The 22,000-nt window shown below is 57.7% G+C and carries 15 protein-coding genes; 3 read left to right on the top strand and 12 right to left on the bottom strand.

Translation table 11 applies throughout. From position 1 onward, the window contains the following. Positions 1-16: 16 nt before the first annotated feature. On the bottom strand, positions 17-220 hold the full coding sequence (locus tag H7C18_RS08270) for a hypothetical protein (RefSeq protein WP_185128551.1): 204 nt from the start codon (positions 218-220) through the stop codon (positions 17-19). A 209-nt stretch (positions 221-429) separates the two neighbouring features. Here H7C18_RS08270 and H7C18_RS08265 point away from each other — a divergent pair, with 209 nt between their 5' ends. Continuing rightward, positions 430-1,305 carry an alpha/beta fold hydrolase gene (locus tag H7C18_RS08265; protein ID WP_185128550.1) on the top strand — a complete coding sequence of 292 codons (876 nt, stop codon included), beginning with the start codon at positions 430-432 and terminating at the stop codon, positions 1,303-1,305. A 68-nt stretch (positions 1,306-1,373) separates the two neighbouring features. On the opposite strand, the gene H7C18_RS08260 is transcribed toward H7C18_RS08265, so the two are convergent. The 11 genes from H7C18_RS08260 to H7C18_RS08210 form a co-directional block, all read right to left on the bottom strand. Beyond that, the gene (locus H7C18_RS08260; protein ID WP_185128549.1) at positions 1,374-2,876 is read right to left on the bottom strand and encodes an L-fucose/L-arabinose isomerase family protein; all 1,503 of its coding nucleotides are present in this window, start codon (positions 2,874-2,876) and stop codon (positions 1,374-1,376) included. A gap of 19 nt (positions 2,877-2,895) precedes the next feature. Beyond that, the gene (locus H7C18_RS08255) at positions 2,896-3,645 is read right to left on the bottom strand and encodes a glycerophosphodiester phosphodiesterase family protein (protein WP_185128548.1); all 750 of its coding nucleotides are present in this window, start codon (positions 3,643-3,645) and stop codon (positions 2,896-2,898) included. A gap of 25 nt (positions 3,646-3,670) precedes the next feature. Further along, positions 3,671-4,558 (bottom strand): carbohydrate ABC transporter permease, encoded by an 888-nt coding sequence (locus tag H7C18_RS08250; RefSeq protein WP_185128547.1) that lies wholly within the window; start codon positions 4,556-4,558, stop codon positions 3,671-3,673. Between the two features lie 15 nt (positions 4,559-4,573). Next, the gene (locus H7C18_RS08245; RefSeq protein ID WP_185128546.1) at positions 4,574-5,512 is read right to left on the bottom strand and encodes an ABC transporter permease; all 939 of its coding nucleotides are present in this window, start codon (positions 5,510-5,512) and stop codon (positions 4,574-4,576) included. A 21-nt stretch (positions 5,513-5,533) separates the two neighbouring features. After that, entirely contained in the window at positions 5,534-7,192 is a 1,659-nt protein-coding gene (locus H7C18_RS08240; protein WP_185128545.1) for an extracellular solute-binding protein, read from the bottom strand. A gap of 180 nt (positions 7,193-7,372) precedes the next feature. Further along, entirely contained in the window at positions 7,373-9,133 is a 1,761-nt protein-coding gene (locus H7C18_RS08235; RefSeq protein WP_185128544.1) for a cache domain-containing sensor histidine kinase, read from the bottom strand. A gap of 9 nt (positions 9,134-9,142) precedes the next feature. After that, positions 9,143-10,825 carry a response regulator transcription factor gene (locus tag H7C18_RS08230; protein ID WP_185128543.1) on the bottom strand — a complete coding sequence of 561 codons (1,683 nt, stop codon included), beginning with the start codon at positions 10,823-10,825 and terminating at the stop codon, positions 9,143-9,145. 48 nt (positions 10,826-10,873) lie between these two features. Next, positions 10,874-11,821, bottom strand: coding sequence for a sugar-binding transcriptional regulator (locus H7C18_RS08225; RefSeq protein ID WP_185128542.1), 948 nt, complete (start codon positions 11,819-11,821; stop codon positions 10,874-10,876). A gap of 2 nt (positions 11,822-11,823) precedes the next feature. Then, on the bottom strand, positions 11,824-12,456 hold the full coding sequence (locus H7C18_RS08220) for a histidine phosphatase family protein (protein WP_185128541.1): 633 nt from the start codon (positions 12,454-12,456) through the stop codon (positions 11,824-11,826). Next, a complete protein-coding gene (locus H7C18_RS08215; RefSeq protein WP_185128540.1) occupies positions 12,453-13,919 on the bottom strand; it encodes an FGGY-family carbohydrate kinase in 1,467 nt (488 codons plus the stop codon). Before H7C18_RS08215 ends, H7C18_RS08220 begins: the two co-directional genes overlap by 4 nt. 115 nt (positions 13,920-14,034) lie before the next feature. Further along, on the bottom strand, positions 14,035-14,946 hold the full coding sequence (locus H7C18_RS08210; RefSeq protein WP_185128539.1) for a helix-turn-helix domain-containing protein: 912 nt from the start codon (positions 14,944-14,946) through the stop codon (positions 14,035-14,037). A 131-nt stretch (positions 14,947-15,077) separates the two neighbouring features. On the opposite strand from H7C18_RS08210, the gene H7C18_RS08205 reads away from it, so the two are divergent. After that, positions 15,078-19,079, top strand: a complete 4,002-nt coding sequence (locus tag H7C18_RS08205; RefSeq protein ID WP_185128538.1) for a glycosylhydrolase-like jelly roll fold domain-containing protein — start codon at positions 15,078-15,080, stop codon at positions 19,077-19,079. 753 nt (positions 19,080-19,832) lie between these two features. Next, positions 19,833-21,998, top strand: a complete 2,166-nt coding sequence (locus H7C18_RS08200; RefSeq protein ID WP_185128537.1) for a helix-turn-helix domain-containing protein — start codon at positions 19,833-19,835, stop codon at positions 21,996-21,998. The last annotated feature ends 2 nt before the right edge of the window (positions 21,999-22,000 follow it).

Below are 22,000 nucleotides of genomic sequence, written 5' to 3'. Positions count from 1 at the left end.
GTGTCACTCCTCTTCTTCAATGATGATCAAGCGAATATTTGCCGACAGTTGCTACTTTTTCTAATGACGTCCGTGAACGCCGTTCCTGCGAACGCGAGCCGGTTTTCCTGTCCCCATCGTCCTCCTCCTTCGTTTGACACAGCGCCGTCTTGTTTACGCTTTCATTATAGGCAGGCGGCAAATGTCCGAACAACGCGCATCTTTTTACTTGCTTAACCATCGTTTACTTCCTTGTAAGCGTTGTATATTTCAAAGGAGACAGCCGCATCCAAGAAAATCCGCGTCGACGGCTTGAAGCCTCGTAGTTCATTTTCTGAAACTATATCAAGAAAATGTAACTACTTTACCAAAGTGCCATAGTCGCATTACGATAAAATTCGAGGGGTGGAAAACAAAAAAGTGCTAGCATGAAGAGAGGAGGAACTGTCTATGGAAAGACCGTTCCCATTGGATCCGGAGGAGTATCCGTTCACCGATCGCTGGTTGCCTTACCGCGACGGTTACATTCATTATCTCGACGAAGGACAGGGACCGGCGGTGCTTCTTCTGCACGGAAACCCGACATGGTCTTATCTGTACCGGAACGTGATCAAGGAGCTTCGCGGGGAATTCCGGCTGATCGCTCCGGATTATCCCGGTTTCGGAATGTCCAGAGCGCCCGGCGGCTACCGCTTCACCCCGCAGGAGCAATCGGAAGCCGTTCAGGAGCTGATCCGCCGTTTGGATCTGAAGGATCTCCTATTGGTCGTTCAGGATTGGGGCGGCCCGATCGGTCTGAATTACGCGGTGCGGAACCGGAAGAACCTGAAGGGTCTCGTCGCGATGAATACGTGGGCGTGGCCCGCGGATCTTCTGCCGATGAGATTGTTCTCGCTTTCCATGGGGGGCTGGCCTGTCGGATATTGGTTGCAAACGCGCCGCAATTTTTTCGCCAAGGTTATCGTTCCGCACGGAATCCACCACGCCGACAAGGTCACCGATCGTTTGCGGAACGCTTATACCGCTCCGTTCCCGACCCCGGAATCCAGAATTCCGACCTGGGTATTTCCCAGACAAATTCGCAAGGCCCGAACATGGCTCGCGGATATCGAATCGAAGCTGCCCTCCTTATCCGATTTGCCCGCCCAGATCTTGTGGGGAACCCGGGACAGCGCCGGCTTCCCGCTCGAGCAGCTGGCCAAATGGCAGAGGCACTTGCCGGAGCACGAAACCGAAATTCTGGAGGATGCCTCGCATTACGTGCAGGAGGATCGTCCGGACCGGGTCGCGGCCGCCATCCGAAGAATCAGGAGCAGAACGATCTGAATCCGGTAACCCTGCGAAAAAGAACGCACCTCCTCATTTGCAGGAGATGCGTTCATTATCGAGAGCTCTTATAACGTGACGTGCTTGACCCCCAGCAGCTGTCCGACCTTCTCGAACAGCCGCGAGTTATGACCGACGGACAGCGCGCAATGATGCGTCGGCGCTTCGGCGAACCATCCCGTCATATAGGCGTCGGGATGCTCGCGGAAGCGAACGGGCGTCTGCGTATTGCCGATCCGCATGATCGGACCGTTCGTGGACTCGCCTTCGCTGCTGATCAGCTTGAGCTTGCCGTCGCCCGTCTGCGTGACGTTCAAGGTGGTGACGGGCCCGGCCGCCACTTTGGCTTCGACCGAGACGCCCGTTCCCTGCTTGCCGTGATAGAGGCCCATTCCCCTCAGCAGCGGCTTGCCTTCGGCGATCGCGATGTGGAACGGTCCGTCGTGGCCGAGCAGGATCGTCCCGTCCGCGTAGTCGGTGACCACGATCTCGGAGAAGCTGCCGCCGGCGCCCAGGATATCGCAGATTTTCATGGCGACCGCCGTCTTGAGATCTCCTTCTCCCGAGCAGGGAATGCCGCGGGCCGTGAGCAGGGAATGGCCGACGATGAAGCCGCCTTGCAGCTTCTCGTACTCGCCGCCAGGCGCACCGTGATAATAGTAGGATAAGGCATCCAGACCGTACTCTATCACGAGCTTCTCTTGGGCGGCGGCGACGCGGCAGGACCAGTCGAGCTGCTCGTCGGAAGGCTTGCGCGCTATCGGATCGGAGGGCGAATCGCCGCTGATCTCGAAGATCTCTCTAACTTCCTCCAGCTTGCGCCGCACTTCCTCGGGCGTCACCTCGCGAAGCAGCCTGTCGAGATCGCACATCTCGAGCACTTCCACGTGCAGCCCCGTCTGGGCCTGGATCATGGTGAAGTCGCTGTACATATCCAACATGCCGCTGTACGTATTGCCGAGAAATCCGAAGCGGCTGTGCCTCAGCGTCCGCGGAACGGAAGCGGCCAGCGCCCACTCCCGAATCTCCGTCCAAGCGCGCTTCGCTTCCTCCCGCTCGTGCGTGACCTCGTCCGCCAGCGAAATCGCCGGCGTCTCTTCGAGCCCGAGCAAACCGTTGACGACGCGGAACGGAATGCCGGCGCGATTGAATGCGTTTGCGAATTCGGGTACCGGGCAAGCCCCGCAATGCGCGAGCCATTCCCCGGTCGTCGTTTTCTCGTAGTTGATGCGAGCGGTCGGCTGCAGATTCAGGAAGACGACGGGAGACTTGTGGATCTGGTGGACCGGAAGCACCGTCGAACTGGTGGAATACGTCGCCGCATGGCAGAAGACGAGATCGACGTCCTGGCGGTTCAGCCATTCCCCCGCCCGGCGGCCTTCCTGTTCCGTATCGACCAAGCCGTAGTTGAATACGTCCGCCCACGCGGCAAGCTTGTCTTCGATGAAACGGCCGTAAGCCTGAAGCCTCTCGCGAAGTCCGGGGAATTGTTCCCAGTAGGCGGCTAACCCTACGGAATACAGACCGATACGAGCTTTTCGGGACGGTTTGATAGATGGCAGCAAGGGCATGTGGCCACTCCTCCTTTCTTCAGATCTTATCAGCTTTGAAATGAGGCGCCAAGCCGTTCAATTCCGGATGCCGGATGACGAAGTCTCTCCAGCGTTCCAGCTCGTTGGTCGTGACCAGCACGGAGGGGTATTGCAGAAGCTTCTGCATCTGCTCTTCCGTATCCCCCGGCCAGGCGATGAGCTGAAGCCCGCGTTCGAGGCACTCGTCCGCGTAAGCATGCGTCAGCGCGTGGACCGGAACGGCCAGATACCGGATCGACAGTTCCTTCATCGGCTCGAATACGAACGGGGTGCACCCGCTCATGACGATGCCAAGCTCGACGTCCGGGCACAGCTTCCGGGTCTTGATGACGGAATACGTATCGAACGAGATGATGTAGACTTGATCCAGCATCCCCGCTCTCCGCACCGATTCGAGGACCTTCTCCTCGAGGCCGGGATAGATATCTCCGGCTTGCTTCAGCTCGATACTGACCATCGCTCTTCCTTTATAAAGGGCGAGCGCCTCCTCCAGAGTCGGGATTTGCTCCGTCTCGCGCACCCGCAGCCGCTTCAGTTCTTCGAGGGTAAAATCCTTGATGTAGCCCGTTCCGTCCGTCAGCCGGTTGACCGTAAAGTCGTGCATGAGGACGGGAACGCCGTCCTTGCTCAGATGGACGTCGAGCTCGACGTAAGTAAAGTTCAGATCCAGGGAGGCCCGGTATGCAGACAAAGTATTCTCAGGATATTTGACGGGGTATCCCCGGTGTGCGACCGCATGAATGTTCACAAGTACCACTCTCCTCCATCGGGGATTACCCTTTGACGCTTCCGAGCACGATGCCTTTCATGAAATACTTCTGCAGGAACGGATACGCCAGCAGAATCGGAAGCGCGCCCAGGAATACTTGGGCGGCTCTGGTCGTGCGCGGATTGATGTTCTGGTACTGCGAGATGGCGTCTTCCGCGCTCAGCACGGTCAGATCCTGCTCGATGATGATGGTGCGCAAGTACGTCTGCAGCGGATAGTGGTTCGGGTGATTCATATAGATCATGCCGTCGAACCAGGCGTTCCAATGGCCGACCATCGCGAACAGTCCGATCGTCGCAAATACGGGGACGGACAGCGGCAGATAGATTCGGAACAGCGTCACCCCATGGCCCGCCCCGTCCATGTGCGCCGCTTCTTCCAGCTCCTTCGGAACGCCGCGGAAGAAATTGAGCAGCAGCATGACATGGAACACCGGAATCGCCCCGGGAAGGATGAGCGACCAGATCGAATCCAGAAGATGGGTTTCCTTGACCACCATGTAGGTCGGAATCAACCCGCCGTTGAACAGCATCGTGAACACGACGAACCAGGCGAAATAGGTGCGCATCGGAAACACTTTAACCTCTTTGGAGAGCGGATAGGCGAGCAGCGTAACCAGCAGCAGGTTCAGCGGTACTCCGATCGCGAGGCGCTTCAGCGTAACCAGAATGGACTCCAGAAACTCCGATTTCCCCAATACGAATCGATAGGCGTCCGTCGTAAAATGCACCGGCCACAACCCGACAAGTCCGGCCTCGACCTCCGTGCTCCTGCTGAAGGACATCGCCAGCACGTGAACGAGCGGAACGACGCAGAGCAGCGACAGCAAAACCAGAAACAAGTAATTGCCTGCCTGGAAAGCTTTAGCCTGCCACGAGGAGTCCTTGACCAATTGGATTCCTCCCTCCTAGAAAATTCTGTAGTTGGCCAATCGATAGGCCAAAGTATAAGAGACGGCGATGAGGAGGAAGCCGATCACCGATTTGAACAGCCCGATGGCCGTGGCCAGCGAATACTTGACTTGCACGATCCCCATCCGGTAAACGAGCGTATCGATAATATCCCCGGTCTCGTAGACGGACGAATTGTACAAGTTGAACACCTGATCGAAGCCCGCGCTCAGGATATTCCCCAGGCTCAGCGTTGCCACGAGCACGACGACCGGCGTCATGCCGGGCAGCGTGATGTGCCACGTCTGGCGCAGCCGGGTCGCGCCGTCCACCACCGCCGCCTCGTACAATTGCGGATTGATGCTCGTAAGCGCCGCCAGATAGACGATCGTGCTGAAGCCGAACTCTTTCCAGAGGTCGGATACGACAAGGACATAAGGGAAAATGTTCGCGTTCCCCAGAAAGAAAACCGGTTGATGGCCGAACGCTTGAATCACTTGATTGACGATCCCGGTGGAGGGGGACAAGATTTCGATCAGGATGCCCCCCAGAATGATCCAGGATAAAAAGTGCGGCAAATAAATGAGCGTCTGGACGCCCCGTTTGACGAAGCCGATTCGGATTTCATTGAGCAGCAGCGCGACGAGGATCGGGAATACCTGCCCCGCCACCACCTTCATGATGGAAATGTAAAAGGTGTTCCAGATGACCTGGTAGATGTTCGGAAGCTTCATGATGTAGATAAAGTTGTCGAGCCCCACCCATTTCGAATCGAGAAAGCCCGAGGTCGGCTTGAAATTTTGAAAGGCCATCGAAAAACCGAGCATCGGCAGGTAATGATAGACGATGAGGAGGATGGCCCCGGGAACGATCATCGCGTATAGGGGCCATTGCGCATATAAGGACTTGGACGAAGAGGGCCGCCGGGTTCGGCTCGCATGGGAGGTCGGGCTCATGCTTCATCGCTCCATTCGGTCTTATTTCTGCGTTGCGGCCCATTCGTTGACGTCTTTGGTGATGTCGTCTCCGCCGAGCTTTTTCCAGTCCGCCACGAATTTGTCGAAGTTGTCGACCGGAGCGCCGAGAATGATCTTGGTGAACGTCTCGAGCGCCAAGTCTCCCAGCGGTCCGCTCTTCTCCACCATACTGCCCGTCGGCAATCCGTAGAAGCCGTCTACGAGCAGTTGGTCGCTCGACACGTACTTGTCTACGAGAGACAAGGATCCGTCCGTTCCGAAGATATCCGCAATGTCCCACTTCGTCGGGTCTCCGCCCTTGAATTTTTGAATATCGTCATAATACCCTTTCTGTTCCGGATTCAGCTTGCCGGCGTCTCCGGATGCCGTCGCTTCTTTGATGAGCTTCCAGTTGTCCACATTCTTCGTGACCCCGAAGTTTCGGACGGGGGCATATTGGTGCGTGCGGTTCGAGCCTTGGTACATGTAGGTGTAATCGGCGGTTTCGCCGAAAGCTTTCTCAATGAAGTAATTCATCAGCTTCATAAGCGCTTCCGGGTGCTGCGCGTTCTTATTGACGACATAATAGGTCGGCGGCGTGTAGGAGATTTGCGGCTTGGCCGGCTGGTCGTCGTTCGACGCGATCGGGTAATATTGCCAATCGGCTTTCGGGTCTTTCTCCTTGCTCTGGATGAGCGGGTTGAGCGGGTTCGACATCGTCCCGTAGAACATGCCGACTTTGCCTGCGATGACGTCCGGGCCGACTCCGGTTTTGGTCGTGAACTCCTTGTCGATCAGCCCTTCTTTGTACATCTCCTGCAGCTTGGCCAGCGCCTGCTTCGTTGCCGGCTGGATCAGGCCGTTGACCAGTTGGCCGCTCTCGTCCGGGACCCAGGCATTCGGGTAAGTATGGTACCCGTTGAAAAAGGCGAGCAAGCCGCCTGCGCCGCCGAATATTTTCTGGCCGGTCGCCAGCCCGATCGTATCGTTCTTGCCGTTGCCGTCCGGGTCCTTCGTCGTGAACGCTCTCGCGATTTCGACGACGTCGTCGATCGTTTTCGGCTCTTGCAGCCCCAGCTTGTCAAGCCAGTCTTTGCGGACCCACAGCATCGTCGCCCCGTCGATCGCCGCCGTAACGTAAGGCAAGGCCATCAATTTGCCGTCGAAGGTGGCGGATTTCAAGCCGATGCCTTCGTCTTCATTGAATTTCTGCTTGGATAGAGGCGTCGCGTATTTGTCGTAAACCTCCGTCAAATCCGCCACTTGGCCGGCTTCCGCCAGCTCCTTCAACTGAACGGGAGAAACGCTGTAAATGTCCGGAAGCTCGCCCGAGGTGATGGCGATATTCAGCTTCTCGTTGTATTGCGTCGAATCCGTGATCCAGTCGTATTTGAGGTTAATCCCCAGTTCATCCCGGTAAGAACGCGTATAGATATTGTTGTCCATCGAATCGCCGTCGGGAAAGGTCAAATTGTCCGGCATGTCCCGCACCATCGTAACCGTGATCGCTGGATCGTACTTCCCCATCGGATCGCCGTTATCCGACGCCTGCGCAGCATTGGACGCACCGGCGGATGCGCCGGCAGACGCACCGGAGGATGCGCTTCCGGACGCGCCGCCTTCTTCGGAATTACCCGAGCAGGCCGCGGTCAGGGCCAGCATGACGGACGAAGATGCCAACAGTAAAGCTCTCATTTTCCGACGTTTCAAGTGAATCATCCTCTCCACAATTTGAAAGCGTTTTAGGGCTTGATATAAGCGTAGCCGACCGCCAGGGGTACAGCTAGGGGAAGATCTTGAGATCGGAGGTAATCTGTCAACTTGTTGCGTTCGCGAAGAGGGGGATTCCTTCGATACATGTTATATCGCGGCATTCGCGTCGATCGGGATCTGAAGCAGGACCTGATTCCCTCCCCCGGGTCTGCGGAGGAACGAGACGCCGCTTCGGTCCCCGAATTCCAGCCTCATTCTGCGGTGAACGTTGACCAGACCGGTCGTCTCGATATCGACCCAGCCGGTCACCTGCAGCATTCGGTTCAGCTCCTCGTGCTTGTCCGCGGTGATCTGCGCCCCGTTGTCCTCCACGACGATGACGAGCGCGTCGTCGCGGCGTTCGAAGCGGACCTCCAGCAGACCGCCGTCGAGCGTGTCGCGCAACCCGTGCTGGTAGGCATTCTCGATCAGCGGCTGCAGAACCAGCTTCGGCACTTCCAGGTCCGCATAAGCGGCGGGCAGTTCCCCGAAGCGGACCGCGATCCGTTCCTCGAACCGGAACGATTGAATCTCGACGTACGCTTGCGAGAAATCCACCTCCTCCGCCAGGCGGACGGTGCGCTTATGGTTCCGGGTAATGAATTGAAAATAGCGCCCGAGGTACGACGTGAACCTGGCGATGCTCTCGTTCTCTTCGTCTTTGGCCATCCGGTACAGAATAAAAAAGCTGTTATACAGGAAATGCGGGTTGATCTGCGATTGCAGCTGCCTCAATTCGGAGAGGTTGGCCCGGTATTTCTGCTCGTAGACTTCCTGAATCAATTCGTTGATCTTGGCGACCATGGAATTGAACTGAATGAACAAGTAGCCGAATTCATCCTGGCGTTTATGCGCGAGCGCGACCTTCCAATTGCCGTGCTCCACCTTGTGGAAAGCCCTCATCAGCCCCCGCATCGGCTTGTGAATCTGCAGGTAAATCCAATAGGCGAATAACGCGATCAGCAGCAGCGAGAGTCCGGACAGCGCCCAGTACCAGATGCGGTAAAGCGATAAGGAGCCGATGATCTCCGATTCGGGCATGTACGATAACAGCGTGATGCCGAGCGATTTCGACTTCTGCGCCGAAATCCAGATTTTCTCTCCTCCGATCCGGACCTCTTTCATGAACGAGTCGGTATCCGGGGGGATGCCGCCGATCGCTTCTTTGATCTCGGACCAGGAGACCGTGCTCGTATCGCCCGGGATCGCCCAGCTGCCGTACGGATCGACGAGCATCGATCCTCCGCTGCCGCCGATCGCGAAGCTGTCGAGCACCCGCTTCAATTGCGGCAAGTCGAGCTCCACGCCGACCACGAAGATCGGCTCCCGATCGTCGTCCAGCACCATTCGGCTGTACACGAAGCTGAGGAACAAGCGGTTCTGCCAGTAGACGAACGGGTTCTCGAAGCGATCGGTCAGCGACTTCAACGCGTCATACTGCCCGATCGGGATATCGGCGTAGATGGCCGACTCCGAATCGGAGATCCACTTTTTCGAGGCAGGCAAATAGACGCCCGCTCCGCGGACGTAGGGACTCGTATGGACCATCCGGCTCAGCTGATCGTGAATCTCGCCGATCGCGTCGTAGCGCTCGATATCGCTCAAGATCGGATCGTTGAATATCAGCTTGCGCAGCGTGCGGTCGTTGACGTATTCCTCCTGCATGGCGATGTACCGGGAGAAGTCGTTCTCCAGCATGCGGATGTAGAAGTCGACGCGGGAGGAAATGGAATCTTCGGTTTTCTCCCGAACGTTTTTTTCGCCGTATTCGTTCATTTTCAAGCTCAGATAGCAGATCGGAGCGATCACGATGAGAAAGGAGAGAAGAAGCTTCGGATAGATGCGGGACAGCTTGGACAACCAGCGCATAAGATCCCCTCAGCCTTTTCCGCTTAGACAGCGGTCTTTGAACTCTTGCGGCGTCATATGCTTTTCTTTCTTGAACACTTTGGCGAAATAATGCGCCGATTCGAAGCCGACGCTCGTCGCGACTTCCTGGATTTTCAGGTTCGGATTCGCCAGCAATTCCGCCGCTTTCTTGAGACGCGCTTCTTTGATGTAGTCGGAGAGCCGGATGCCCGAAATCTGCTTGTAGAGGCGGGATAAGTAGGTCGGATGCAGATAGACGTGGTCGGCGAGCTTCTCCAGCGAGAGGTCCTCCGCGAGATGCTGCTCGATATATTGATTCAAGGCGGCCAGCATCTTCTGCGTCCGGTCGATCTGCTCGTCCGTCCGATGGACGAACAGAAGCTCGGACAGCTTGCGGTAATAGGCAAGCGCCTCCTGCGAGGCGGGGAATTCGCCTTTGTGCAGCAGCGGTCCCAGGTCGACGGAAGAAGAGAAGGTCTCCAGCAGCCCCCATTGATTCAAATAGGACAAGAACAGCGAAGCGAGAGCGTACTCGATTTGGACCAGAAAAAGGCGCATCGAAGGCTCGCCCTGAAGCATGCGCGCCGTCGTCTCGATCTCGCCGAACAGCTCGAAAAATTCCTTGCGCCGGCCGCCCGTCAGGAGCGGCTCGAGCTGGTTGACCGCCTTCAGGCGAAGCGCCAATTCCTGTTTGGTCAAGTTCGGCGGCAGGGTCGGAGCGCCGGCCGTCTCCTGCGGCTTCCTGTCGGACAGCAGCATCTCGTGACCGTGGCCGAATCCGTTCTGGAAGAGCTGCTCCAGTCGCAAATACTGAACCGCCGCGGACGACCAAGCGCACGGCATGCCGCTAAGGGCGATCGACACCGGGAGCTTCAGCATCGTTCTGCACGCATCCTGGATATCGGACGACGTCCCGTGAACGAGAGCCGCGCAGGTCTCCCAGTCGGCGCCGGCCCTTCCGCCGTTATCGCTTCCGGCAGGCTGAATCAGAATCGCCAGATGGGAGGCGGCGATCGGGAACGAGACGGCCGTCACTTGGCTGAAGTATTCGCCGACGATATTGCCGATGGCGTACATCAGAAGCGAACGGTCCGTCGGACGCATGTCGTCGGGCCAGCGATCGACCCGGCAGATCGCCAGCAGCAGATCCTGCCGCGCCGCAAGCGGAATTTGCAGCTCGTCCAGCCGGTCCTGCCGGACGGAGCTGCCCGAGAGGTCTCCCTGCAGCAGGCAGGTCAGGAAGTCCTTCTGCAGCATCGGTCTCGCCGCCTCGTGCTGCTGCTTCGCTCTCTGGAGAAGCTGCTCGGACATCCTCTCCTCCTTCAAGCGTCCGATCGCCTTGCCGACGGCGGCGAAGATCGGCTCGTCGCCCTCCACTTTGAGAATGTAATCCAGCCCTCCCTCGCGCATGGCGGACTGGACGTAATCGAAATCGCCGAACCCGGACAGGAAGATGACCTTGCACCGCGGCCAGATGCGAACAATTCGCTTCTGCAGCTCGATGCCGTTCATTCCCGGCATATGGATGTCGCTGAGCACGATGTCGATCTTGGTTGCGTTCAAGATCCGCATCGCTTCCACCGAAGAGCAGGCGCGGTAAACGCTCAGCTCTTCCTGCTTCCAATCCGAAAATTGTTCGTAGAGTCCGTTGACGATCCTCGGTTCGTCGTCAACGATCAGCAGACTGTACATCCTGCACGCTCCTTGATCTCCGAATCGATTGGCCTATCTCCGTTTGGCTCACTCTTGCTGCGTCAACCGCTGCGCCGTCTGTTCCGTCGTGATCAATACGTGCACCAGCCCTCCGCGCAGGGCGCCCAGAATCGCGCGGATCTTGTCCTCTCCGTGCGCGATGCCGATGCGCAAGTCGATCCGCATGTAATCTTCAATCGAAGCGCCGACGACCCGCCGGCTGAGCGCCGGATTGGAGAATTCGCCCCGTTCGTTGAAGAAATGGAAGATGACGTCCCCGGCGCCGGACTTCGACAACTGGCGGGCATCCAGTTCCGGAGCCAGATGAGCCGACAGGATCGTCGAATCGGCCGCCGTATGGCCGATCCCGACGACGGCGACGGAGATGCGGCGGATTTCCCGCATCATCTCCGCGATGCTTGGGTCCAGGAGGAAAGCGTCTTTCGCGGCGGCATGGGCGGCGATCGCCGGAGCCGGAAGGAAGCAAGGCTTGCCGCGCAGCGCTTGCGCCCACGATTGAACGTTGGACGCAGCCGGCGCGAGCTCCTCCTTCGCGCCGGAGCCGCCCGACATCTGCACGATTTTCAGACCGGGACGAGGATCGCACAGATGCAGCTGCGAGCCGACCGCATGCAGCGTCTTCCCCCAGCCGAGACCGACGGAACCGTGCGACGGGAGAACGGAATTCAAGTACTGGCCGGTCAGCGATACGAAGGAGTTCGCCGCTTCGTCGGATCTCCACGCCACGCAGTCCTTCAAGCGATACCGGCTGGCGATTTGCCGCTCCAACGCGGCGCTTCGCATGCTGTCGACATCCGAGCGGATCTGGAATTGGATGATGCCGCTCTCCCTCGCCTCGAGCAAAAACCGCGCGACGGAGGACCGGCCGATATTCAATTGCTCGCAGATTTCCTGCTGCGTCAGATTGAGCACGTAATACATCCTCGCGATCCGTTCGAGGAAGCTTCGCTTGGACAAGCTTTCGTTGTTCTTCATGGTCATGGAGTCTCCGATCGCCACCCGTGCAAGGAATCGTTCAAGTGCTTCAAGACGTACCCGTCTTCCGACGTCTCGATGACCGTCACGGCCGCATTCTGCTGCCTCAGCCTGCGGTAAGAACGGAACGGCATCTCCAGCATGCCCGCGACGAAGATCCGAATCCAGGTATCATGGGCCACGACGGCGACGGTATCATCCGGATGAAGCCGCGACTTTTCCTCGAAAAAGCCGAGCGCCCTCTCATAGACCGATAGAGCGGTTTCGCCCGTTCTCCCGGCTGCCGTCCGGCCGGGATCGGTCGTCCAAGCCAGCCAGCCGGCAGCGTGCTTCTCCCGGATTTCGGCGGCCGTCACGCCGTCCCACTCCCCGAAGTCGATCTCGATCAGCCGGCGATCCTCCCGGACCGGCAGCCGCTCCGAAGCGGCAAGCGGCCCGGCCGTTTGCCGCGCCCGCCGAAGCGGCGAGGAATACACGGCGGAGAAAGCGACGCCCGAGCTTTGAAGCCGCCGGGCCGCCTCCTGCGCTTGCCGTTCTCCGTTGGGCGAGAGCGGAATATCCGATCGGCCGCAGTACCGGTTCCGGTCGGCGTTCCAGAACGTTTCTCCATGTCGCATCAGATAAAATACGGTCACGAGATCCATCCCCTTTCCTTCAAGTAGCCTTTGGCTCTGAGCGTTTCCACGAAGCGCTCGTAGTTCTCCGCATACCGTTCGCGATCCGACGCGCCGCCCGGCTCGATCACCTCGTCCGGCCGGATCAGATTCGAGCCGGCTTCCCGAAGATCTGCAAAAGAATGCTTGGAGGCCGCCAGAATCGCGGCCCCGACCGCTCCCTCCGCATGCTTCATCTTCCGGATCGGCATCTGCAGCACGCTGCTCCGGATCTGCAGCCAGGCGCGGCTCCCGCTCGCGCCGCCTGCCGTGTGGATGGAGGAGATCCGCTCTCCGGACAGCCGCTGCAGCAGGTCGTAAGACATTTTCTCCAAATAAGCGACCCCCTCCATTCTCGAGGCGTACTGCTGCTCGGGCGTCAAGCCCGGCGCATCGAACCCTCTGGCCTCTCCGGAGACGAACGGGAACCGCTCGCCCTGCCGCTGAAGCGGATACGCGATCCACGGCGTCGGGGTCAGCGACTCCGCCGTGCGGTTCAGTTGCTCCAGCCGCTCGGGGCCGATGCCGCCCGGAATCCAATCCGCGCCGGTATTGCTGGCGCCTCCGGGCATCCAGAATCCTTCGGGATGCCGATGATTGTAGACGCGTCCCTCCGGATCGTCCACGAAGGACCGGGTGACTCCCTTCAAGACGAGCGTCGTTCCGATCGTCGTGCTCCAGTCTCCCGGACGAATGGCTCCCGACGCGATCTGCGAGGCGCAGCCGTCCGTCATGCCGGCCGCGACGCTAACGTCCGAGGGGAGCCCCGTCTCGGCGGCAGCCCGCTCGGTCAGCTTGCCGAGCGCGGTTCCCGAGGCGACGACCTCGGGCAGCCAAGAAAGCGGAACGCCCAGCTCCGACGAAATATAATCGGGCCAGCGTCCGGCGAACAGGTCGTATCCCGTCTTCATCGCGTTCGTCACATCGGTGACGCCCCAGACGCCGCTTAATTTTCCGACGATATAGTCGGCGGCGTGCGCCCACAGCCGGATTCGCTCCGCCTCTTGGGGATAATGCCGCGCATACCATAAAATTTTCGGCAAGCCGGAGGAGCTGTTGAACCCGGTGTACCCATGAATGCCCGCCCGCTGCGCCGCAAGAACGCAGCGAGCGGCCTCCTCGCCGGACCGGGGATCGCTGTACATGAGAGCGTTGTGAAGCGGTTCATAGTCTTGATCCAGCGGGATCATCGTGCTCGAGGTCGAAGTGACCGAGAGGGCCCGGACCCGGTGCAGACAGCCGAGGTCCCGAAGCTCGCCAGTTACCGACCGAAGGCAATCTGCCAGGTTGGTCCACCATTCGCCGGGCGGCTGCTCCTCTCTTCGGACCTGCGGAAAAGGAATCGAACGGGCCGCCGCCACCTTGCCGGGGGCCTGCAGCGCAACGGCCCGCACGCCCTGCGTTCCGATATCGATCCCGATGAACAGCGGATTCGACTGTTCCATGCTCCGTCTCCTCACGTCGTCTATTTCGCCCGCTGTGGACATTTGTCCAAAAATAAACGTTTTGTTTAGCACATGGTAACACATCGGTTTCCGGCTGAAAACCACTTTTTGCATGCTATCGGCGCATCGTCTTCCTGTATTGGCCGGGCGGCATGCCCTCGATCCGCTTGAACAGCTTGCTGAAATAGTACACATCGTCAATTCCCACGGACGCGGCAATCTCCTTGAGGGGAGAAGCCGTCGCCGCGAGCAGCTCCTTGGCCCGCTCCATGCGGATATCGAGCAAATATTCGGTGATCGTCCGGCCGATCGCTCCCTTGAACAGCTTGCCGAAGTACTTCGGAGACAGTCCGCTCTGCGCCGCCAATTCCTCATGGACAATCGGCTCCCGATACCGCTGCCGGATCGTGCGCATCGCTTCCCGGACGAGATCCGCATGAGGATACCCCTTCGGAATGCCCTCGTCGGTCGTCAGCTCGTCGGCCGCCATCGCGATGATTCTTAAGAAAGCGGCCTTCATGTGAAGCTTCGAGCCGAGCCTGGCCTCGCGGAAATGCTTGACGACTTCGCGAAAGGACGACAGGAACGGCAAGGACTCGCTCACCGTCAGGTGCGCCGGCCAGGCGAATTCCGCAAACTCGTCCGCCGGCCGCGCTTCAAGCTCCTTGGCCGCCGCCTTGCTTATGGAGGCATGCTTGACGTTGAGGTACACTCCGATCGGGGAAAAATCCGAAGCCGGCCCCAAATCCGTCCAGTCGAAATGCACGCAGACGCTGCGGAACGGCGTCTCGTCCACGACCTTCATCGTATGGGGAACATGCGGCTTGATCAGAAGCAGATCGCCCGGCCCGACGGCGTGCGTCGCTCCGCCCATCGTGACGAACGCCCGGCCGGAAATGCCGAAGACGAACTCGTGATCGTAAATGATCCGGTTCAGCAGCAAATAGCCTTTGGTCAAATCCAGCTCATGCGCATAGCGGATGTACGGAGATAAATTCCGGTCGTGCACGGGAAGTATCGAATACATGTCAACGCCTCCAATCCACGTATCTCATTCGACCCGAATACAAAAAAACCTTCCCGCCTCCATTTTCCCGGCCGAACCTTGTCGATAAAATGAGGCTGCAACACAAGCGATCGAAGGAGGCTTGATGAGGGATGGACAAAATCGCGGAACAGTTCCGGACCCCGCCCAAAGACTATTCCCCCGCGCCGATCTGGTGGTGGAGCGGCGACCGGCTGGAACTGGACAGGCTGCGCTGGCAGATGGACCGGTTCAAGGAAGGCGGCGTCTATAATCTGGTCGTCCTCAATCTGGCGCCGACCGGCCCCATGTACGGCTCCGATGCCGACCGGCCCCGTTTTCTGTCCGAGGAATGGTGGGACGTCTTCGACGGCGTCTGCGCCTATGCGGCCGAGATCGGCATCCGAATCTGGTTTTACGATCAAATCGGCTTCTCCGGCGCCAATCTTCAAGGCGAATTGGTCCGTGAAAACAGCGGCTACGCCGGGCGGCATCTGGAGTGCATCGTAACGGAAGGAACGGGCCGCCTGGAAGCGCATTGCCCGTCGGGCGGCGTACCGCTGACGGCAACGGCCGCGGCGATCGATGAGGAAGGCCGGACGGCGGGACCGTACGAATCCGTTCCCATCGTGGACGGGATCGCCTCCACCTGGCGCTCCGCTCCGCATAGGCTGCGGTTGATCTATACGGTCCAGCGCAATTTCGACTACTTCTCGCCCGAGGCCTGCGACCGATTGCTCACCATGGTGCACAGGGAATTCGAACGGCGTCTCGGCAAGTGGTTCGGCCGTTCGATCGTCGGCTCGTTCCAGGACGAACTGCCGAATATGCCCACCTGGAGCGCGGGATTCGCGGAAGCTTTTCTCGCGCGGAAGGGCTATGACTTGCTCGCGCGCGCCTCTTATTTGTGGGAGGGCGAGGACGACGAGGCGCAGCGGGTGCGCATGGACTATCAGGAAGTGCGGGCCGATCTGGCGGAAGAAGCGTTCTTTATCCCCTTCTACGAATGGCACGAGCGCAACGGCCTGACCTGCGGGTTCGACCAGCAGGGCCCCGCCCGGGAAGGCGACGCTCCGGGCGGCGTACGCAGCTATGCGGATTACTTGCGCACGCACCGCTGGTACGGCGCCCCGGGCAGCGACCACCACGGCGAAACCAAGATTCACAGCTCGCTCGCGCACTTGAACGGCCGCGAACGGGTATGGATCGAAGTGTTCCACAGCAGCGGCTGGGGCGGAACCCTGGAGGAAACGTACGATTGGCTGATTCCGTGGATTCGCGCGGGCGGCAACCTTTATAATCCTCACGCAGCCTACTACAGCACGCGAGGAGGCTGGTACGAATGGGCGCCGCCGTCGACCTGCTGGCGTCAGCCCTACTGGCGGCATTATTCGCGGTTCGCGGACAGCGTGAGCCGGCTCTGCTACTTGCTAACGCGGGGCAGCCACGTCTGCGATGTCGGCGTTTTGTTCCCGACGTCAACGGTTCAAGCCCATTTCACCCTGGAGGGACCGCTAGAACCTGCCCTGGCCGCAAGGGATTGCTACCGCGCCCTGGTCGGCAAAATGTACTGGAACATGCCGAAGACCGGCGCCCTGGACGGCGACGGCAGGGACTTCGACGTGCTCAGCGACGAAGCGGTCCACGAGGCGATCGTTTCGGACGGCCGCCTGCGGATCCGGGACGAGAGCTATCGCGCCGTCGTGCTCCCGGCCTGCTCCGTCGTCCGGGAACGGACGGCGGAGAAGCTGGTTCGTTTCGCGGAGAACGGAGGATTGCTGATCGCGGTCGGGACGATTCCGCGTCCGTTGGCTTCGGGAGGCGAGTGGACGGCGAAGCTGGCCGCGTTATTCGAGAGCGGACAAGCGAGCTTCATCGCTTCCCCGGATGCGCTGCCGGAGGCGCTGTCCGGCCTGCCGAAAGAAATCGACGCGGCCGTGCCCACCCTTCACCGGCGCGTCGGCGATCATGACATCCTGTTCGTGCCTTCGCTTCATCCGATGGCGACGGAACATGGTCCGTTTACGGTGTGGCAGCATCCCGATTACCGGTTCTCTCCCGACCGGTACTTCCGGGAATCCCGGGTCGCGGTGCGGGGAGAGGTGCTGGACGCCGAGCTCTGGGATCCGCTAACGGGAGAGCGCCGTCCGGCCGTCGTATCGAAGGACGGCAAAGGCCGCAGCGTGATCTCCGTTCCGTTCGATAAAGGTCCTGCTTCCCTGCTGGTATGGCGGAGAGCGGGTCAACCGTCGAAATCTCCGGTTTCCGGAGAGCCGGCTGCTCTGCCGGCCGTTCGCCAAGACGTGCTCGCGGAAATCGGCGGGCGCTGGAAAACGGAGCTGATCCCGACGCTGGAGAACCGCTTCGGAGATTTCGACAAGCCGAACGGCGAAGGGGCCCCGCCCGTCTCCACCTGGTATTTCAGCCATCGCAAGGAAGCGCCCGGAATCGACGGCTTGGCGGCCGGCTGGCAGCATGCGCACGGAGACAACGGCTGGTCGCGGGTGCAGGCAACGTTCGGCGTTTATGCGCATTGGACGGGGCCGGCAGCGGAGCATGAGCTGCCCGCGCCGCATACGGACGCGGCTGCTCCGCTGGCCCCGGGGGCGGAATGGAAGGCCGCGGAATATTCCCTGACGCGCGGCATCTCCCACGATCGCATTCACGTCCGCACGCTCGGTCCGAAGGCGCACGTACCGAGCGAATTTCTCGCGTTCGGCGCCGTCGAGGCCGGCGAAGCGGTGCAGGTGCGGACCGGCGTCTGGTCCGACGGAGAGCAGGAGCTGATCCTGGCCGTCGGCGCCGGCGCGGACAAGCGGATCTGGGTCAACGGCCGGGAGGCGGAGACGACGGACCGCGGCTATCTGGCCTACTTCCCGGTCCATCTCCGCGAAGGGCTCAACGCGCTCGAAATCAGGCTGACCGCCAGGACGAAACAAGAGCTGCGCGCCTATTGGTCTCTCGTCCGCGGCAAGGAAGCCTTCGCGCGGCCGGAATGGCTTCAGGTGCCGGCGCCTTATGTCAAGGACGATGTGATCCGGTTCGCCGGCACGGTCCATCTCCCGTTCGCCCCGGCGTCGGGAACGATCCAGATGGCGGCGGATGCGACCGCAAGCGTCCGGGTCAACGGCACGATCGTCGGGAGACAGGGCGGCTTCGACCCGTATGCCAAGGGAAGGCGCGTGCTCCCTTATCCGGTGTCCTGTTTCCGTCAAGGCGAGAACACGATCGAGGTGGTCATGGAGGATATCGGCAAGGCGGCCGGCATCCTGATCGACGGAATCGCCGAAGCGCAGGACGGACGAACGGTCGCGTTCACGACCGGCACCGATTGGACCGTATGCCGCGACGGGCAGCCCGAACAACAAGCGGAGCTCTGGCTGGATTGGAAGCTCAACGACCTGTCCATTCAGGAGCCGGCCTACCCCGAGCTTCGTCGCAGGCCGCATCCTCTCCCGGGAGCCGAATGGCTGGATGACCGGACGGCGGACGGAACCGTCATCGCGCTCGACGTTGACGCCGGCTTTGGAAACAGCCCGGCGGAATGGCTCCGCTGGACGCTCCCGCCCGGCGCGTCACAAGCCAGGATTCCGGCGGACGGAGAGGCGAGGCTGTGGGTCGACGGAGCGGAGATCCGGGTCGACGGGGAGAACGCGGCGCTGCCTAATCCGGAGAGCGTGCGGAGAACCGCCGCGCTTCGCATCGTTCCGAAGCGCGGCAGAACCGGAGGCGCTCTGCTTCGCGAGCCGATCACCTACCGGATCGGAACCGGCAGCATGGAGCCGGGCGACTGGACGGCCCAAGGCCTGGAGACCTATTCCGGCGGCGTTCATTACGAAACGTCCGTGACGCTGGATCGAACGCCGGAAGGCCATACGTTCCTCGACCTTGGCGAAGTCAGAGGAACGGCGGAGGTTCGCGTGAACGGACGCGAGGCCGGCGTCTGCATCTGGTCTCCCTACCGGCTTGACGTCACCGCGCTGCTGACGAGCGGAAGCAACCGGATCGAAGTCTCCGTCTTCAATACGATCGCCAACTATTTGCACGGAGCAAGCCCGACCCACTACATCGTGGACGGACAGCTGCGATCGGGACTTTTCGGTCCGGTACGGCTTGTTTCGGAAGCGCGAGTTTGATCATTTGGTGAGCAAAAATTCTCTTAATATCCTCTTTGACCAATACACTACGTATTGAATTTATTTATGCGGAAGAATCATGGAACATGGTTTAAGTATGAAATTTACTCAGTATTAGATAAGCGAATTCAATAACAGGTTTAGCGAAAGACATTAATGAGAGGGTGATTTTCAAAATAAATCCAAGTGATGGGATTCGAATTGTTCGACAAAACTCAAGATGACGACGGCGTGACGAGAACATTGGCCGATTAAAAGACCTTATTTATTTTGCATTTTCGATTTTGTGTAAACATTTATTGACCTACGAACGAGAAATTTTTATGTCAATCTAATACACAACTTAGTCAAAACAACCCCAAATCAAATGATTTGGGGTTGTTTTGTACCATCGAACAATCCGGGCGAACTTAATTATTTTCTCATTATAACCCCCCTTAATAGACAAGGGGTTTAGCTGCTTAGGTTTATGTATAAAATACGAATTTGGTTCAAATATGCCGTAAGAATATTATGAAAAATTAGAACTCTCTTGGTATCCTCTATTCATTTTTTGCTGGGCTTAATTATTGTTTCCCCTCATTTAGTTTAGTCATGATATATTAATATCTATCAAGATTGAGGAATTACAAATGAACTAAGGGAAGGTGTAAGGCAATGAATTCCTTCAAGTTCAAGACAGGTATATTCACGACTTATTTCTTGTCCTTGATAGCCATTTTTCTCATTCCCTTTACCATTCTAGGATGGACCATGTACAACAACTCGATTGGGTACACCAAAGCCCAGATTGAATCGTCCAGCTTGAACCAACTCGATCAGATCAAGACCCTTTTGGATCTTCGCCTAAAGGAACTAAACGATATTGCTGTCAGGATCGCGTATGACCCCACTTTGACTCCCTTTATGGTGCGAAACAATCGAGTGGCAGCAAAAACGGCGATTGAGGAGTTGCAGAAATATAAAGTAAACAGCAGCATTATCGATAGCGTTTTCGTTTATTTTCGCGGCGATGACACGATTTATTCCCAGAACGGTTCCCAATCTCTGGGGGTTTTGGCCAAGGAATATAAAATGACCGATGCTTCCTTGCTTCGATTAACAGACGATTTGAATCATTCCGAGACCACCTTGCTCCGCCCGGATTGGAGCGAGGATTTAATTGCTTTTTATTATCCAATCAAACCGAAAGAAAGTTTCCACTACGGGACAGTCCTGTATACCATCCAAAAATCCGTGTTGTCCAACTATATCAACGACATTTTAGATGGTTTGGACAGGTCTATCGTCATATTTGACAAGAACCTGAAGACTTGGGCTGCCCATACGGAAGGCGTGGATGTTCCATTCTCCCACTTCCAGTCGATGATCCGTCAAAGAGCCGACTCGGCGGGCACGGGCATACAGGATATAAAACTGTCGGGTAAACGTTATTCCGCCATCTATGTCGTTTCGGCAAAAAGTGGATTGACGTTTGCCGCCATCGTGCCGAGCAAGCAATTTCTTCAGCCGGTTACACATGTTCAATCGTTCTTGTTCGTCTTGCTTGGCGTCATTGTTTTCATAAGTTTAATTTCAGCGGTGTGGTTAGCCTTCAAAAACACTAAGCCTGTCAGGGAATTGGCAAATTTTATCCGGAAGGGTTGGGGCAGCGGCCGTCGGGAGAGCAGGAACGAGCTGTTCCTGATTCGCGAGGTTTTTACTGAAGTATACGACCATCGAGGAGCTTTGATGAAAAAAGTGGATTTGCAACAACCTTGGGCAATCGAACGTGTATTGTCCAAGTTGCTTAATGGAAGCTATAAGAGCACGGAGGATGTCGAGACCGACTTGGATATCGTCGGCATGTACCTGAACGCCGACCATTACTTCATGCTGGTTTTCCGCCACACAGATCTTGACGAGGTAAAATCGTGGCTTACGGCACTCCAGGAACAGTACAAGTGCATTTATGCCCTGGAGTCTCTTCACAAGAACAATATCGCGCTGCTAGTCGGATACGAAAGGCAATCTGCGACGCATCGCCAAATCCAAGAGCAAGTCGCTGATAAACTCCGGAATTTGCTTTATAGACAAAACAATCCGTCGTTCGTCATTGGAATCGGTACCGTATATCCTCAATTGTTGCATGTCAATCATTCCTTTATTGAAGCGCTTGCCGCCTTGGAATATGAATTTACGGCAACAAACGGAAGCATGATCTTTTTCGAAGATATTCACGAATGGGACAATGAGTCGCTATCGGTTCCCCTAAAGGAGCAAATTAAGTTTGCAGAAAGCCTGAAACGAGGAGACAAGCAAGTCTCCCTAGAATCCTTGAACCATATTTTTCGAAATCTCAATCAAAAGGAACAGTCTGTATTTTCGTTAAAAATGGTCTGTAACGATATCATCCTGCAAGTGCATGCCATCGATAAGGAATTGAATCTTGATAAAGCGTCCGTTCAGTTAAAAACGTTGACGAAATGCAGGACATTCGTTGAATTGAAAGAAAAGCTAACCTGCATTGTCTCTGATATCTGTAACGAGGTGGAGCAGCTTAAAACAAAGCAGTCCACAATGCTCGGTAAATTGGTCATTCAATTTATCAATTCCAACTTTTGTAATTATGATCTCTCGCTTGATCAACTCGCCGATAAGTACAATGTATCGACTTCCCATCTCAGCAGAATAATTAAGGAGGAAACCGGCACTCCATTCATGGAATATCTAACAAGGCTGCGCATGGAATTTATCAAATTGAAATTGGTGACAACTGCGGCCCCTATCCAGTCCATTATTCAGGAAGCCGGCTATTTCGACGTTTCCAATTTTATCCGAAAATTCAGAAAATCAGTAGGGATGACGCCCGGACGATATCGAGCCATATCGACTTCCCCCGCAAAACAAAAGCCCGACGAAGTCGGGCATACGGTATAGGC

It is taken from the genome of Cohnella zeiphila, from assembly GCF_014212055.1.
Classification (GTDB): Bacteria; Bacillota; Bacilli; order Paenibacillales; family Paenibacillaceae; genus Cohnella; species Cohnella zeiphila.
This window is presented reverse-complemented; position numbering and strand designations above follow the sequence as displayed.